The organism is Acinetobacter rudis, from assembly GCF_000829675.1.
Classification (GTDB): domain Bacteria; phylum Pseudomonadota; class Gammaproteobacteria; order Pseudomonadales; family Moraxellaceae; genus Acinetobacter; species Acinetobacter rudis.
Genome location: NZ_BBRX01000030.1, coordinates 39,684 through 55,374, shown reverse-complemented (window position 1 = coordinate 55,374; position 15,691 = coordinate 39,684). Strand labels below are relative to the sequence as shown.

Sequence of the window (15,691 nt, the reverse complement as noted above, 5' to 3'; positions counted from 1 at the left end):
GTTTTACCTAGCTTATGAATTCATCAGATTTTTCTTTAAATTATAGTTATTCAAGTAAAGTGTAGAGTTTATTGTTTTTTACATTACTTAAATTATTGAATGAATAAAGCAGATGCGCGACGAGATAATTACCTAAATTTCTCGTTGCGTATCCTAGGCGTTTATACAGTCGAATAAGAACATTTCAAGATCTTCGATTTCATCAATCCACTCAGTGACTTCTTCAGCGATTCTGCGTTCAGCCTCATTAGCATTCTTCGGGGGATTGGCCATCCATAAAAGATCATTAACATCTTTTTTTCGCTTATCCATTTCACTAAAGATATGACCATTGCGCTCTTTCATATCACAAAATAGATCGGCTTGGATCTGCAAGTTGCCTAGTTCAGAATTCGTCAAAAGGTGATGCAGCTGCTGTGGCGTCATACCCACTATAGGATGTTCTTGCCATTGATTGGTTAACCATGTCACTTCGGCTGTTTGATTGGCTTAGAGTGCGGACAAATCTTGCTTTTTAAAAGAGGGATTTTTTTTAGACATGATGCAAAAATACTGAGTGGATTTTGCATCATATTGATCGATTAAAAATGATTTAAGCAGTCGGAAGTGCTTCCGCCGATTTAAAGCGATTTTAGCGCTATTTAAATCAAGCACGATTCATTTATGCTGAATCACTTCAAAAGCGCTAAAAACCGATTTATAAAGATTTATAAATCTATAAACATGCTGACTCAGTAATTAGTAATGATGAGTTCCTGTTTTTAAGCACGCCCAGTACCAGAATTACCCACTGAATATTTAATTTTAGTCGTGTCAATATTTAAACTTTTAAATCCTGCACGCATGTCGGTATGATCATTAATTGAAAACATGATTTTACTTTTGCAACTTTGCATTAGTTAATGCCATTTTTATGGCTAATATCTTCCAAAAAAATGAAATCAGGAAGTACTCCAAGCACAGCAAAAGATAAGATTTAACTGTGCATGGCCATTTATCGATTAAATTCCTTTTTCGTATTCTTCATTACTGAGTAGTTTTTCAACATCTGCTAGATCATTGGCTTTAATTTTATAAATCCAGCCCTTGTCATAGGGAGCGTCATTGATAAAATCTGGATCATCTTCCAAAGCTTCATTTACAGCAACAATGACACCGCTCACTGGCGCATGAATGTCTGATGCAGTTTTGACGGATTCTAATACTGCAACGGCTTCTCCAGCAGTAACTTCACGGCCAACTTCCGGTAATTCGACATAAACTAAATCACCTAAAGCATCTTGTGCATGATCAGTAATACCGGTAATGACTAAATCATTTTCAATTTTGACCCATTCATGAGTAGCTGCATATTTTAAAGTTGCAGGGTGATTCATTGTTGACTCCTTGACACCGTGTGGTCTGGTAAAACTTTGAGGCTGTTCTTAACAGCGCATCAGTTATACAGTGATTTTTAATGAAAAAAAAGCTTATAAATAGGGGTCTTTACGCCAACTGCTTGGACTACGACCACTCCAGCGTTTAAATGCGCGACTAAAATTTGCGACATCTGAATAGCCAAGTTCATCTGCTATTTGTTCCAAGCTATAGTCAGTTCGTGACAATAGTGAAGTGGCATGACGGTAACGTACTTCATCAACCAAATTGGAAAAAGATGTTCCTTCTGCTGCCAATTGGCGTTTGAGCGTACGATCAGACATGTGCAAATGGCTAGCAACGCTTTCAATATTTAAATAGTGTTGTTCTGAGTGAGTCAAAATATCACGGACACGCATTGCTAAACGGCGACGTTCTCCCATCGCTGAGAGTTCAGCCTCGCATTGGTTAATGGCGATTTGACTGGCGATTGGGTCGGCATTGACCATCTTTAATCCTAAGTATTTTTTATCAAAACTTGAAATTAGGTGAGGTTGATCAAAGCGCAAAACAGAATCTGGCATGATTTTAAGATATTTCTCAAAACCTTGTGGTTGTGGAAAATCAAAGTCCATACTAAATTGTAGATCATTCATGCCTGTTAGTGCCTTGCCCATGGTGACGATCCCAAAGGTTAAAGCCAGAACGATTTCAGTGCGCAGTGGTTCCAGTGTAATTTCACACTGTAATTGTAAAGTGGCATTTTCTTCAAAAGTAGAAAAATATAACTGCAAAAATGGCATGCGCAACAATATAAAGCGGTTCGCTAAAACTAAAGCTTCTGTAATATTTTCTGCCGTCATAATCGCATAGCCAATAAAACCATGAATCGAAATACGCATTTGTGCGCCGAGTTGGTAGCCTAAACTACTTTCACCCGTAAGTTTCAATGCATACTTCATGAGTTCATTGGCGATAGGTGCAGGGATGCGATAATTCGGATCTGCTAAAGTTTCACTATCAAAATTAAATGGCGCAAATAAAGTTTCAGCGTTATATCCCCAACGCGAAACGACATCTAATAAGAGCAGTCCATAGACGCCTGGTATTCCTTGATCTTGACGGTTTGCCACCATGTTTATCTGCCTTGCTTACTCGATCGATTTGAATTTGACTTATCTTGGGTTACATATTGTCATAGTATGACAAACACAACTAAAAATATTGTCAAACAGTCCTGTCCTGACAGAGTTTAAATTCTTTTTTAAATACTACAACCTTTGTTGTTGAAATGAGCAGTACATCACCATGTTGATTTTTAGCCTGTGTGATGTAAGTTACGATCCCCCGATCACTTTTAGATTTGGATGGGTGAATGGCTACAATTTCTACATCGACATGAATAAAATCACCAGGGCGTGTAGGTTTTGGCCAACGTAAACTGGTTTCGGAGCCGATTAAACCATGAGCAATAGGTAGACATTCAGTCCAGAGACGCATTGTCACGGCTGAAGTATGCCAACCACTAGCAGCAATACCTTGAAAAATAGGATGTTCTTCAGCTGCATCTTCATCCATATGAAAGACCTGTGGGTCATATTTTCCTGCAAAACTTTTAATTTCCTCTAAGGTCATTTCATAGTTTTGGCTTTGAAAACGATCACCCACTTTGAGGTCTTCTAAGTACAACATGTCCAATTCCTTTGTTTGCTGTTTACAACATAAAAAAGCAACCTGAAAGCAGGTGCTTAGTCTAAATCTTTACTTGGCTGATCTTGTTCTACAATAAAGCCACCTGTCTGACGTTTCCATAGTTTGGCATAAATACCATCCTGTGCCAGTAGCTCTTCATGCGTACCTTGCTCGGCAATTCGGCCCTGATCCAAAATAATCAGGCGATCCATTTCAGCAATGGTTGAAAGACGATGTGCAATAGCAATCACCGTTTTACCTGACATCAGCTGATTTAAGCTGGATTGGATTGCTGCTTCAACTTCAGAATCAAGTGCGCTAGTTGCCTCATCTAAAATTAAGATAGGTGCATCTTTAAGGAAAACACGAGCAATTGCAATACGTTGGCGTTGACCACCAGACAGTTTTACACCACGCTCACCAACATAGGCTTCATAACCTGTTTTACCACGTAAGTCACTAAGTGTATGAATGAAATCATCTGCTTCCGCTTTCTTCGCAGCCTCATACATCTCTTGATCACTGGCTTCTGGACGACCATATTTGATGTTTTCGGCCACAGAACGATGTAATAAAGAGGTATCTTGGGTGACTAATGCGATGTTTTTACGCAAACTATCTTGAGTGACATCAGCAATATTTTGCCCATCTATACTGATACTGCCATGATTTAACTCATGAAAATGCAACAACAATTGGATGAGTGTGGATTTTCCTGCACCAGAACGGCCAACAATACCAATTTTCTCACCAGCTTTGATGTCGAGACTAAGGTGGTCAACTATATTTTTTTGTCCATCGTGGTAAGCAAAACTCACTTGGTCAAATTTGATTGCTCCATGATTTACATTTAGTTCTTTAGCATCTGCTTTATCTTGAATATTAATGGGCTTACTCATGGTTTTCATACCATCTTGAATTGTTCCAATATTTTCAAATAAAGAAGAAGTTTGCCACATGATGAACTCAGCCATACTGTTGAGTTTGAGGATCATTGCAGTGGTTGCAGCAATCACACCAAGAGCAGCCTGACCATTTAACCAAAGATAAACAGCTGTACCCAGTACGCCAAAGAAAAGCACAATAGTAAGTAAGTTGGTGCTGATCTCAAATAATGTTCCCAAACGCATTTGTTTATAAACAGTGTGCATAAACAATTGCATAGACTCTTTCGCATATTGGCTTTCTCGTCCAGCATGTGCAAAGAGTTTGACGGTCTGAATATTGGTATAGGCATCAGTCACTCGGCCTGTCATAACAGCACGTGCATCTGCTTGCTTTGCAGAAATACGACCTAAGCGTGGAATGAAAAATAAAGCTGATGCAATAAATAATACCAACCAGAGCAGGAGAGGTAACAATAAGATGGGTGAAATAGCGCTGAGTACTACGCTGATGGTAATAAAATAGATCAGTACATAAGTCAGCATATCGCCTAAAATAAGCCAAAACTCTCTCACAGCAAGTGAGGTTTGCATGACCTTGGCAGATAAACGTCCAGCAAAATCTTGATGGAAAAACTCTACACTTTGTAACAAGAGCAAATTGTGTAATCGCCAACGAATACGCATTGGAAAACTGCTATATAAAATTTGATGACGAATAATTGATTGTGCACTGGCAAAGAGAATATTCGCCAATAAAAATCCAGCTAGAATGATGAGATTTTCACGATGTGAGCTTAAAAAAGTTTCAGGTTGAGATTGGCTTAACCAGTCAACCAATTGTCCAATTTTGGCAAAAAAAAGTGCTTCAAAGCTGGCAGCAGCAGCGGTAAGTAACACCAATAACAACAAATAAGGTTTCACCCCAGTTGCTGATTGCCAGACAAAAGCAAAAAATGTTCGTGGTAAGGGGGTGTTAAGGTCTTTGCTTGGATAGGGATCAACTCGCTTCTCAAACCATTGCAGCATGTATTTAATCCTGATAGCTATTGCATAAAATCGAAGTATCTAATTTAAATCTAATAAATTTAAATAGTTAAGGTGATAGTCAAAACTTTTTTAAATATTATATCGAACTTTAAAAAAGCAACACCTTAGCCTTTGCAGCATAGCAGAAAATGAGTATGAAAAAGCTGAGTTATCATTAGAAAAAAATTGAAATTTTAATTGATAAGGCGCTTATTCACTGCTGCTTTTTTCATGTCTAAACAGAGGCTGATTTGAGGCTCTTTTGAATGAGTTCATCATATAACTTTACTTATAATGCACATAAATTGCTTTGGAAATTAGGTTAAATATTGCTTTGAAGTTCCAATTAAAAAATAAATCGATATGCATTACGCCAATGGTGAATTTACAAATGGAAGGTTTTGAAGTGGTTTTATGGATACTTGGTGTGCTTTTTGGAAGCGTGGTTATTATTGGCTCTGTCTTGTTGTCTACAGCGATCTATACCAAGCGTCTAAAGATAATTGACCAACAGGCAACAGCATCGGAGGATCGGTACAATAGTATGCCTTGGCATGTAATGAATGGTGATCAAGATGTTTCATCAAGCCAAGACAGTTACTCATCATGTGATACGCAAAGTAGTGACAGTTCATCTTGTGATAGCAGCTCTTCATCAGATTAATTCAAGTTAATGCACTTTGGGACTTAGCCTGTCATAAGTTGTATTTAAATTAATGAGTTAAAATTAAATTGATCATTTGACTGTTGCTTCTGGATATGACATATTTTTAGAGGATTCAATGAAGTTATAGCAATTCAATCGTTAAGCTTTACTGATTAAAGCTTAGCATTGATAGCCAAATAACAACGTGATATTTGTCTTGGTAACAGTCAGCTAAAAATGCTCAATTAAATAATGAAGAGTATTATTTAGATCCTACCGGAGTTATAAAAACATGCCTAAAAGTTTTGCTATTCGATTTGCTGCTGTACTACTTTTGGTTCTAATCGTCGCAACGGTTGGAATTGAACTTTCAACAGCTGGGGAAAGTACAGTAGTTATGTGGATTTTTGCAGTTCCATTTATTCTTGCCATACCTATTTTAACTTCTGTAGTACTGGCTAAAAATGATGAATTGGAAATACCTGCGAGTAAATAAACTTTATAAATCATAGTTTTTAGATTGTAGTAAAAGGGACTTCGGTTCCTTTTTTATTTTATTAAATGAATAGGTTATAGATTGAGATTTTATTATTTCTTGTAAAACAGGCACCAACTATAGTAAGCGCTGTTTCAATCAAGAATTTAAAATAATTATACTTATACGCTTTAAGTCTTAGTTGGGTGCTCTTTTCTTATTGGTCATTAAGATGCCAATAAAACTTAATGCTCCACCCATATACATTGATGTGCTAATTTGTTCATCTAAGATGAAGTATGAAAGTATGAGAGCAAATAAAGGCACGAGATAATTAAAAATAATTGTACGAGCAGCTCCAATTTTTTCAATTCCTTGTGCGTACCAAATGAAAGCCAATACAGTGGCCAGACTACCCAAATAAAATAGAGCGAGCCAAATGTTTAAACCAAAGTTTAACTGTGGAATGGATTTGAATTGAATTAAGGTATAAATGAATAAAAAAAAGGTTCCCCATATGGTTGAATATGTAATGGTAGTGAGAGCAGAATTTGTATGGACCAATTTTGCAAATAAGGTATAAATCACCCAACTGAATATAGCGGTGAGCATCATCCATTCACCCTGACCAAAAGACTGATCTATTTGAGTAAATAAATGTCCTTGAGTAATCACAATGAAGGTCCCTAACAAAGCAAGCATGGCACCACAATAATTAAAATAGCTGAGTTTTTCTTTAAAAAAGATTCGGGCTGCGATTAGCGTCAACACAGGGGTCAGGCTTACAAATAGCGCAGTTCGACTCGCTGGCATCTGGGCAAGTGCCGCAAAGAATGACAAATTGTAAAGCGTAACACCTGTTAATCCCATAACAGCTGTAATTGCTAATTGGTAAAGATTGAGTTTAGCAATTGAGCCTTCATAGCAAAACATCAAACCAAGTAAAAGTAATGATGCTATTAGAAAGCGAATTAGAGCCGCAATGGGTGCTGGAATTTCTGAAGCAATCATTCGCCCTGCGATAAAGGTTCCACCCCAGAGTAAGGCGACGCAGATTAATTTTAAATAAATCGTAAAATCGAGATAACGATTGAGTTGGCGTAACATATATATTGGCGATCAATTGAGAATATTTAAATATTACAGCTCATGGCTACTCATGATAAAATGAGCATTTACTCATGGCGAAAAGTAATGACTTTAGTTCAATTAGAGGTTTTTGCGCGTTTAGCTGAATTAAAAAGTTTTACTTTAACTGCAAAGCAATTGGATGTTTCCCAGTCAGCAATTTCTCACGCCTTGAAGGTATTAGAGCAGCAGTGGCAAGTACAGTTGTTCTATCGAAATAATAATGAAGTTGAACTCACAGCTATAGGTTATGAACTCGCAGTTTATGCTAAAGAGATTTTAAATAGTGCAGTTGCGTTGAAACAAAAAATAGCTGATATACATGATCTTAAAACTGGAAAAATCATTATTGGCTCATTCGGTGCTTCTTCTTCAAATGTTTTATTACCGATGATTTTAGAAAAGTTTAGCCGCCAATATCCATCAGTAGAGATTATGATTGAAGAGGGAAGTGATAAACAAATAGCACAGTGGATTGTTGAGCGTAAGATTGATATTGGTTTTGTGGTTTTACCAGAAGAGCGCTTCGATTATTACCCGCTTATTGAAGACACTTTTGTAGCGCTTGTTCACAAGGACCATGTACTGTCTAAAAAAACACATGTGACTTTAGAGCAGTTAGCACAATTTCCCTTTTTAATGACTGCAGCAGGTAGTCAACAATATATTCATGCACTGTTTCAGCAGGCAAGTATTAACCCGCAGATCAAAGGGCATTTTTCCCAAATTTTAAGTATCATCCATATGGTCAATAATCAAATGGGGGTTTCTATTGTCGCTGATTTAGCTTTGGACCATCATTTACTTAAGCATTATCCTCACGTGGTTAAATTGCCGCTATCGCCCCATGTTAAACGTTCAATAGCACTGGCTGTGAAAGATAAAAATCAAATTTCCCCATTCGTACATGCATTTATTGTTGCCGCGCAAAGCATTTGAAATTTTGTTTGCTTGTTAATTGTTGAATTTGTACTGTGGTTTTTCAGGATGTATAAAGCAACTGAAAATGATCTGTTTATAGTTTTAAATAGTTAAATAATCTAATTAAAAATATATCAATTGATGAAATGATGATGGTTTCAACCGTTTTTTAGTCGTTTAAATTCATGTCTTCTCATTGATAAAGATTTAGCTGTTAAAACGGTAAAGTTTAAGTATTATAGCGCCTAGCGGAGGATTTATATGAAACAGTTATTTGTGATCTTAACAGTGGCGCTCGGTTTAAGTGCTTGTGCTGAAAAGAAACCAGCGACGCCTGAAGAAAAGTGGAAAGGTTATTGTACTAGTATTGGTAATGCTGCACGTACTATCGCTTTAGATCGTCAAAATGGTATTACCAAACAAGAAGCACTGGATTACGCAAATAAACTTACAGATCAAACCACGAAAGGTTTTGTGCTTCAACAGGTAGAGACTATATACGCCTTTCCTGCTGACCAGCTAAAGGCAGACAAAGAAAAAGTGCGTGATCAATTTAAACAGCAGGCCTATGAGATTTGTGTTAACACACCACATGATCCAAATAAAATGCCAGACTATAAGCCATTCTAATAATTAGATTTTATTCGGTAGATGACGGCTGGAATGTAAAGTTTCAGCCGTTTTGTTTTAAATAATACATATGAAAAATATAGCAAAACAAATCTAAATATTGAATAATAAATCGTCAAAATAAAAAAACTGAGGTGTTGTCATGGATGTCATCGCTTATGTACATAACGCAGACTTATTGGTTGAGGAGGAGGGCCACGTTGCAGTGATTGCTGGCAGCCACTATGTACTCAGTGTGGGTGATCGAGTATATATACAACAATTAATAGACGAGAGTGCGCAAATTTACCAAGTGAAAATCTCGTTTCTCAGTGCAGCTCATATCATGCTGCATGAAGATGAAATGCAAGTGAAGTTTCAAGGTAATCGAGAACGCCTACAACACTATTTAGATCATAAAAATTGCATCGGTGTTGAATAATTCGGCAGTTAGATTGTAAGCATATTAAACTAAAGTGGTGTTTTAAAACGCCATTTTTTCTGTTGATGTCATATTAAGTGAAGGAAATACTCTAAAAGGGTATATAATCCAATGAATTAGCTATAGATATGCAGTGAGCTGTTACACGGTGTCCATTTATTTATGAAATAATGATCATCACGAATAAACACGCTGTCTGGATTAACTTTTGCATTGATTTTTAGTAGTATTTACACGTCCATATTATCTATGAAGCTTACAAAGCAGGAACTCATGGATAATTTTTTAAAAAAAGAGGAATAACATCGTGCTACAAGCTTACCGCCAACACGTTGAAGAACGTGCCGCACTCGGAGTCCCGCCGAAACCACTTGATGATGCTCAAACTGCTGACCTCGTTGAATTGTTAAAAAATCCTCCAGCTGGTGAAGAAGCATTCTTGGTAGATTTGCTTGAAAACCGTGTACCAGCAGGTGTTGACCAAGCTGCATATGTAAAAGCTGCTTTCTTAGCTGCGCTTGCAAAAGGTCAAGCGACTTCGCCTTTAATCTCTAAAGAGCGTGCAGTTTACTTATTGGGTACGATGTTAGGTGGTTATAACGTCGCTCCTTTGGTTGAATTGCTTGACGATGCAGAGCTTTCTAGTCTTGCGGCTGAAGCATTGAAGAAAACTTTACTTGTATTTGATGCGTTCCATGATGTTGCTGAAAAAGCAAAAGCGGGTAATGCTAATGCACAAGCAGTAATGCAGTCTTGGGCTGACGCTGAATGGTTTACTTCACGTAAAGACGTTCCAGAAGAAATCAAACTTACTGTATTTAAAGTGACTGGCGAGACAAATACTGATGACTTGTCTCCAGCTCAAGATGCATGGAGCCGTCCAGACATTCCGTTACATGCGAACGCAATGTTGAAAAACGAACGTGATGGTATCAACCCTGAAAAACCAGGTGAAGTTGGTCCATTAAACCAAATTAAAGAACTTGTTGCTAAAGGCAACCAAGTTGCTTACGTTGGTGATGTAGTTGGTACAGGTTCTTCTCGTAAATCTGCAACTAACTCAGTTCTTTGGTTCTTTGGTGACGAAATTGCTCACATTCCGAACAAAAAAGATGGCGGTGTATGCTTAGGTTCTAAGATTGCTCCGATCTTCTTTAATACAATGGAAGATGCGGGTGCTTTACCTGTAGAAATCGATGTCAACAACATGAACATGGGTGACGAAGTTACTCTTAAAATTGATCATGCTGCTGCAAAAGTTACTGCATTTAAAGACGGCGCTCAAATTGCTGAAGCTGACTTGAAAACTCCAGTACTTCTAGACGAAGTACGTGCTGGTGGTCGTATTAACTTGATCATTGGTCGTGGTTTAACAGCTAAAGCGCGTGAGACTCTTGGTCTTGCTCCATCTACATTGTTCCGTACACCAGTTCAACCAGAAAACTCTGGTAAAGGCTTTACTCAAGCTCAGAAAATGGTTGGTCGTGCATGTGGTCTTCCAGAAGGTCAAGGCGTACGCCCAGGCACTTACTGTGAACCTAAAATGACAACTGTAGGTTCGCAAGATACTACAGGTCCAATGACTCGTGACGAATTGAAAGACTTAGCTTGCTTAGGTTTCTCTGCTGATCTTGTTATGCAATCTTTCTGTCACACAGCTGCATATCCAAAACCAGTTGACGTACAAATGCAACACAGCCTACCAGACTTCATTATGAACCGTGGTGGTGTGTCTCTACGTCCAGGTGACGGTATTATTCACTCTTGGTTAAACCGTATGCTTCTTCCAGATACAGTTGGTACTGGTGGTGACTCACATACTCGTTTCCCAATTGGTATTTCTTTCCCTGCAGGTTCTGGTCTCGTAGCATTTGCTGCTGCAACTGGTGTTATGCCACTTGATATGCCTGAATCAGTATTGGTGAAATTCAAAGGTAAAATGCAGCCTGGTATCACTCTACGTGATCTAGTACATGCTATTCCTTACTATGCAATCCAAGCTGGTGATTTAACTGTTGAGAAAAAAGGTAAGAAAAACATCTTCTCTGGTCGTATCTTAGAGATCGACTTGACTGAAATGGAAACTGACCTAACAGTTGAACAAGCATTTGAACTTTCTGATGCTTCTGCTGAGCGTTCTGCTGCTGGTTGTTCAATCACTCTTTCTGAAGAGAAAGTTGCTGAATACCTACAATCTAACATCACAATGTTGAAGTGGATGATTTCTCAAGGTTATGGCGATGCACGTACTATGGCACGCCGTGTTGAGAATATGGAAAAATGGTTAGCGGATCCAAGCTTGCTCAAAGCTGATGCTGATGCTGAATACACTAAAGTGTATGAAATCGATCTTGCTGACATCAAAGAACCTGTTCTTTGCTGCCCGAATGACCCAGATGATGCTAAATTGCTTTCTGACGTTCAAGGCGTGAAAATTGACGAAGTATTCGTTGGTTCTTGTATGACTAACATTGGTCACTTCCGTGCAGCTGGTAAGTTACTTGATAAAGTACCAGGTGGTTCATTGTCTACTCGTCTATGGTTGGCTCCACCAACACGTATGGATGAGCGTCAATTGATGGAAGAAGGTTTCTATAACATCTATGGTAAAGCAGGCGCACGTACTGAAATGCCAGGTTGTTCACTTTGCATGGGTAACCAAGCACGTGTTGCTCCAAATACGACTTGTGTATCTACTTCTACACGTAACTTCCCGAACCGTTTAGGTCAAGGCGCTAACGTTTACTTAGCTTCTGCTGAGCTTGCATCTGTTGCAGCTGTGTTAGGTAAATTACCAACACCTGCTGAATATCAAGAATATGCAGCTCAAATTGACAGCATGTCAGCTGACATCTATCAATACTTAAGCTTCGATAAAATGAGTGATTATACTGATGCAGCTGCTGACGTTGACACTAAGAAAATCGCTGCTGCTCAATTGTCTTAATTGATGGTCTGAGTAAAGTATGAAAAATCCTGCTTTCGAGCAGGATTTTTTTGTTTTAATTTTCACACTTAACTTATTTTAAGATAGGGTGAACCGTAAGATGTAGCGCTCACTTTTATAAAGAGTTGTAAAAAAGAACTGCGAAATCATTGTTTTTAGATTTTGAGTGGTATAATGCAGGCAACTACATCTAGTTTTGACTGGAGACGATGATGCTATTCTTTTCAACAGAACGTCAGATTCGTAAAAAGTTGTTGGACCAAACGGACAATTGTAAATATATCCGTGAAGATGCTGATCCCGAAAAAGTAGTTGCTGAGACGATGCGTTTAGTGCAACTTGAATTAGCACGTAAGCGTGAAGCACGTTTAATTGAAAACCTTCAAATGACTAATGATTGAAGTTAATGAATGGATTATTATTTGCTCTTAGCGTCATTGTTATTGGTTATATTTATCAAAATCGCAATTTAGTCACCAAATATTCAACATCAGAAATTCCTGCACATCATTTATATTATAAAAGTGCAATTACAGGCTTTATTTTTTTCTCCATTGGCTTTGTTTTTACTTTCCTCATATTGTTTAAATTTTCATTAATTGAATATCATCAAGATATAAATGTTATTGAAAATATAAGCTTTTTTCCTGATCTTAAAATCTTATGGGTACTAAGTTTTTGTCATGCATTAGTTTTTTGCTTATTGTTTGTATGGCTTAAAAATTATATTTTGCTGCGTGGAATAGATCGGGTCAATAACATTAATAAAATTTATGCAATGACCTTAACTACGCCATTGGATAAGTTGTTAAATGATTCAGCTTTTCTTACTGAAAGTGATTTTAAAAATAAAATTGTGATGTTGAGCATGGACGATAAAAAAGTCTATGTAGGCACCGTATATCCTGATCGAAAAATCTTTGAACGATTTTTATATGGTCAAACTGAGTTTATCTTTTGTCCGATGTATAGCGGTTATCGACAAAAAGAAACCATGGAACTTGTGATTACCACAGATTATTTAAAGGATCAAAACAGCGACCATCTTAAATATCAGGTGATTCTGAATCGTAAAAATATAGTTTCTGCAACAAAAGTTGATTTAGATACGCTTTTTGATTTTATGGAACGTGATGTTTTTCTAAATAAGCTGCGCTACGTTTCTAGTAAAAAACTTCCTGTTATGGTGATTATGAAAACCAAAAACATATATATTGGTCATTTGGCTGATAATATGTCGAATTATTCAACGTTAACAGATGTATCCCATATTGGCATTAAGCTGGCTTATCAATGTATTTATGAGCGGGATCAAATCAAGATCACCCAAAACTATGACTTTAGAACAACTAAAGATCTGTACTGTCACTTAAGTTTTAGAGAAGTTGAGAGTATTTGGTTTAGAACCAAACCTGAAGATATATGGCTACAAGAGAAGTCAGTTGCAGCAGAAATGTTATTTAAGATGTTTGAACATCAATTGCTGGATCATCGTGAAGTGAGCACAAATATGAATGACTCACCAACGATGACAAATGAATAAATAAGGTGGATTTACCCAGCACTTTATTTGACTGGATGAAGTAAAAATTTAAGCAGGAGCGCTGTAACAAAGCCCGCACTTAACCCCCCAACAGCACCAAGCAACAGAATAATGCTGATATAAGTCGAAAACTCAGAGCTTAGGTTTGCAACATAGAAATATGCAAAAAGCGTTGCCCATAACGCAGAAATCACAAAGCCAATAACACTCATCCAAAATATCTTATAAGTATGACTTTTATCTTGTGGCATGAACTGCTTGTTAAAAATAATACCAATCAGCGTTGCGGGTAAAAAGTATAAAGTTAGACCTAATAGCGAAAATCGCACAATCATATAGGCAACATCGCTAAAACTATATGCTTGATAACTAAATAAACCTACGATAAGTGCCACAATAAACGTGGAAAATAATGGGGAAATGGTAAAGGTAGTGACCATCAATATTGTTTGTTTGGTACTGCGATCAGACATTGAGGACGAGCTCCAACAAAATAAATGGATAATCTTTTTAGCAATACGATATCCATTCAGTGGCAATGTTTTAGATATAAAAAATTGAGTAAATCTAGTACTCATCATAAAGCTTAAAGCAATGTTTGAATAGCGTGTTTTAAGGGTTAGTTTTAAAGTATTGCTATAAAATTATGCCAGTCATTGATTGTTTTAAAATTCTTACCTCTAGATAAATAAATATGCCTCAACCAGTACAGTTGAGGCATATTGGCTTTAGGGTGATGTTACATGCTCGGGGTTTCGATTGGGCGCATGTCAAAAATCAAAACTTCAGCATTGCTTGCATGAGTTAAACTGAGTTTTCCAGCTTCACGGATACGTGCAGCATCACCTGCATGAAAGATTTTTCCATTAATTTCTATACTGCCCCTAGCAACATGAACATAGGTATAGCGATGCTCTGGCATGGTATATTCTGTAGTCTCTTCACCATCAAATAAACCAGCATAGATATTAATGTCTTGTTTGATTGCCAATGTTTTTTCACCACCCTGAGCAGAAATCATCAGGTGTAGTTTGCCCCGTTTATCATCAGGGTGAATATGGACTTGCTGATAACTAGATGCAGTATTCACTTCATTGGGTACAACCCAAATTTGTAGAAAGTGGACTTGTTCATGATGGGAGTGATTAAATTCACTGTGCGCGATACCACTGCCTGCGCTCATTAATTGAATATCACCTGGAATAATTACTGAGCCAGTTCCCATAGAGTCTTTGTGTTCAAGCGCACCATCTAATACATAAGAAATAATTTCCATATTACGATGTGGATGTGTGCCAAAACCTTTTGCAGGAGCAACTGTATCATCATTTATTACCAGCAAATCAGAAAAACCGACTTGTTTAGGGTCCCAGTAGTTGGCAAATGAAAATGTATGGTGTGATTTTAACCAACCATGATTTGCAACACCACGATCTGCAGCTAAACGCATATCAAACATTATTTTTCTCCGCATTTAATTTCTCATTGTTGGCTATTGTATTGTAGTAAATTCAACAAATAAGTAGTAAAAATAGAAAGATTGGTGTGGTTTTTAGAACGATGAACACCGTGAATATTTTTAATTAGATAGACATGTTTTACTTTAAGGAGGATTTGAAACAATGCAATTCATCGATAGGATCATCGCATTAGAATTGAGTTTACATACATATTCTGCACAGAGGAATGATTCTGTTTGGTTGGATAAAGTGTTACATCAAGATTTTCACGAGATAACAAAGTCGGGAGATTTAGTCAGTAGATCAGAAGTGATAGCTGCTTTGTTAAGCGAAGACGATGTCGTTGAATATCATGGGTATGATTATCAACTGATGAATGTAACTCAGAGTAGTGTGATTTTAATTTATAAAACACAAATGGCCAAAAATCCTATACCCACTTTACGTTCTTCACATTGGATTTTAAATGCATTAGGGGAGTGGCAACTGATATTTCATCAAGGAACAATATCTAGAATTACAGAATCTTAAGTTGAAGTGAAGTGAGTCTGTGATTTTA

General features: G+C 37.3%; 16 protein-coding genes and 1 pseudogene. 9 read left to right on the top strand and 8 right to left on the bottom strand.

Features of this window, described 5'->3' with window-relative positions; genetic code table 11:
- Positions 1-156 precede the first annotated feature (156 nt).
- The 5 genes and pseudogenes from Aru01_RS09075 to Aru01_RS09050 all read right to left on the bottom strand — a co-directional run.
- Positions 157-540 (bottom strand): annotated as a pseudogene (locus Aru01_RS09075) (phage portal protein family protein); the annotation flags it as partial.
- 461 nt (positions 541-1,001) lie between these two features.
- On the bottom strand, positions 1,002-1,376 hold the full coding sequence (gene gcvH / locus Aru01_RS09065; protein WP_016656457.1) for a glycine cleavage system protein GcvH: 375 nt from the start codon (positions 1,374-1,376) through the stop codon (positions 1,002-1,004).
- Positions 1,377-1,469: 93 nt separating this feature from the next.
- The gene (locus tag Aru01_RS09060) at positions 1,470-2,492 is read right to left on the bottom strand and encodes an AraC family transcriptional regulator (protein ID WP_016656456.1); all 1,023 of its coding nucleotides are present in this window, start codon (positions 2,490-2,492) and stop codon (positions 1,470-1,472) included.
- A gap of 91 nt (positions 2,493-2,583) precedes the next feature.
- Positions 2,584-3,048, bottom strand: coding sequence for a MaoC family dehydratase (locus Aru01_RS09055; protein ID WP_016656455.1), 465 nt, complete (start codon positions 3,046-3,048; stop codon positions 2,584-2,586).
- A 56-nt stretch (positions 3,049-3,104) separates the two neighbouring features.
- On the bottom strand, positions 3,105-4,961 hold the full coding sequence (locus Aru01_RS09050; protein WP_016656454.1) for an ABC transporter ATP-binding protein: 1,857 nt from the start codon (positions 4,959-4,961) through the stop codon (positions 3,105-3,107).
- A gap of 376 nt (positions 4,962-5,337) precedes the next feature.
- Here Aru01_RS09050 and Aru01_RS09045 point away from each other — a divergent pair, with 376 nt between their 5' ends.
- Complete coding sequence (locus Aru01_RS09045) at positions 5,338-5,625, top strand: hypothetical protein (protein ID WP_016656453.1); 288 nt, start codon at positions 5,338-5,340, stop codon at positions 5,623-5,625.
- 274 nt (positions 5,626-5,899) lie between these two features.
- On the top strand, positions 5,900-6,103 hold the full coding sequence (locus tag Aru01_RS09040) for a hypothetical protein (RefSeq protein WP_016656452.1): 204 nt from the start codon (positions 5,900-5,902) through the stop codon (positions 6,101-6,103).
- Between the two features lie 177 nt (positions 6,104-6,280).
- On the opposite strand, the gene Aru01_RS09035 is transcribed toward Aru01_RS09040, so the two are convergent.
- A complete protein-coding gene (locus tag Aru01_RS09035; protein ID WP_016656451.1) occupies positions 6,281-7,189 on the bottom strand; it encodes a DMT family transporter in 909 nt (302 codons plus the stop codon).
- Between the two features lie 87 nt (positions 7,190-7,276).
- On the opposite strand from Aru01_RS09035, the gene Aru01_RS09030 reads away from it, so the two are divergent.
- The 6 genes from Aru01_RS09030 to Aru01_RS09005 all read left to right on the top strand — a co-directional run bounded on the left by Aru01_RS09030 (position 7,277) and on the right by Aru01_RS09005 (position 13,672).
- Entirely contained in the window at positions 7,277-8,149 is an 873-nt protein-coding gene (locus tag Aru01_RS09030; RefSeq protein WP_040331218.1) for a LysR family transcriptional regulator, read from the top strand.
- A 243-nt stretch (positions 8,150-8,392) separates the two neighbouring features.
- Entirely contained in the window at positions 8,393-8,761 is a 369-nt protein-coding gene (locus Aru01_RS09025; protein WP_016656449.1) for a hypothetical protein, read from the top strand.
- A 142-nt stretch (positions 8,762-8,903) separates the two neighbouring features.
- Positions 8,904-9,182: a hypothetical protein gene (locus Aru01_RS09020; RefSeq protein ID WP_016656448.1), complete on the top strand. Its 279-nt coding sequence runs from the start codon at positions 8,904-8,906 to the stop codon at positions 9,180-9,182.
- Positions 9,183-9,489: 307 nt separating this feature from the next.
- A complete protein-coding gene (locus Aru01_RS09015; protein WP_016656447.1) occupies positions 9,490-12,129 on the top strand; it encodes a bifunctional aconitate hydratase 2/2-methylisocitrate dehydratase in 2,640 nt (879 codons plus the stop codon).
- Positions 12,130-12,341: 212 nt separating this feature from the next.
- Positions 12,342-12,530 carry a hypothetical protein gene (locus Aru01_RS09010; protein ID WP_016656446.1) on the top strand — a complete coding sequence of 63 codons (189 nt, stop codon included), beginning with the start codon at positions 12,342-12,344 and terminating at the stop codon, positions 12,528-12,530.
- A gap of 5 nt (positions 12,531-12,535) precedes the next feature.
- Complete coding sequence (locus Aru01_RS09005) at positions 12,536-13,672, top strand: hypothetical protein (RefSeq protein ID WP_016656445.1); 1,137 nt, start codon at positions 12,536-12,538, stop codon at positions 13,670-13,672.
- 23 nt (positions 13,673-13,695) lie between these two features.
- On the opposite strand, the gene Aru01_RS09000 is transcribed toward Aru01_RS09005, so the two are convergent.
- On the bottom strand, positions 13,696-14,145 hold the full coding sequence (locus tag Aru01_RS09000) for a hypothetical protein (RefSeq protein ID WP_016656444.1): 450 nt from the start codon (positions 14,143-14,145) through the stop codon (positions 13,696-13,698).
- Between the two features lie 266 nt (positions 14,146-14,411).
- Entirely contained in the window at positions 14,412-15,131 is a 720-nt protein-coding gene (locus Aru01_RS08995) for a pirin family protein (RefSeq protein WP_016656443.1), read from the bottom strand.
- A 163-nt stretch (positions 15,132-15,294) separates the two neighbouring features.
- Between Aru01_RS08995 and Aru01_RS08990 the strand changes: the two genes are divergently transcribed.
- A complete protein-coding gene (locus Aru01_RS08990; RefSeq protein WP_016656442.1) occupies positions 15,295-15,663 on the top strand; it encodes a nuclear transport factor 2 family protein in 369 nt (122 codons plus the stop codon).
- The last annotated feature ends 28 nt before the right edge of the window (positions 15,664-15,691 follow it).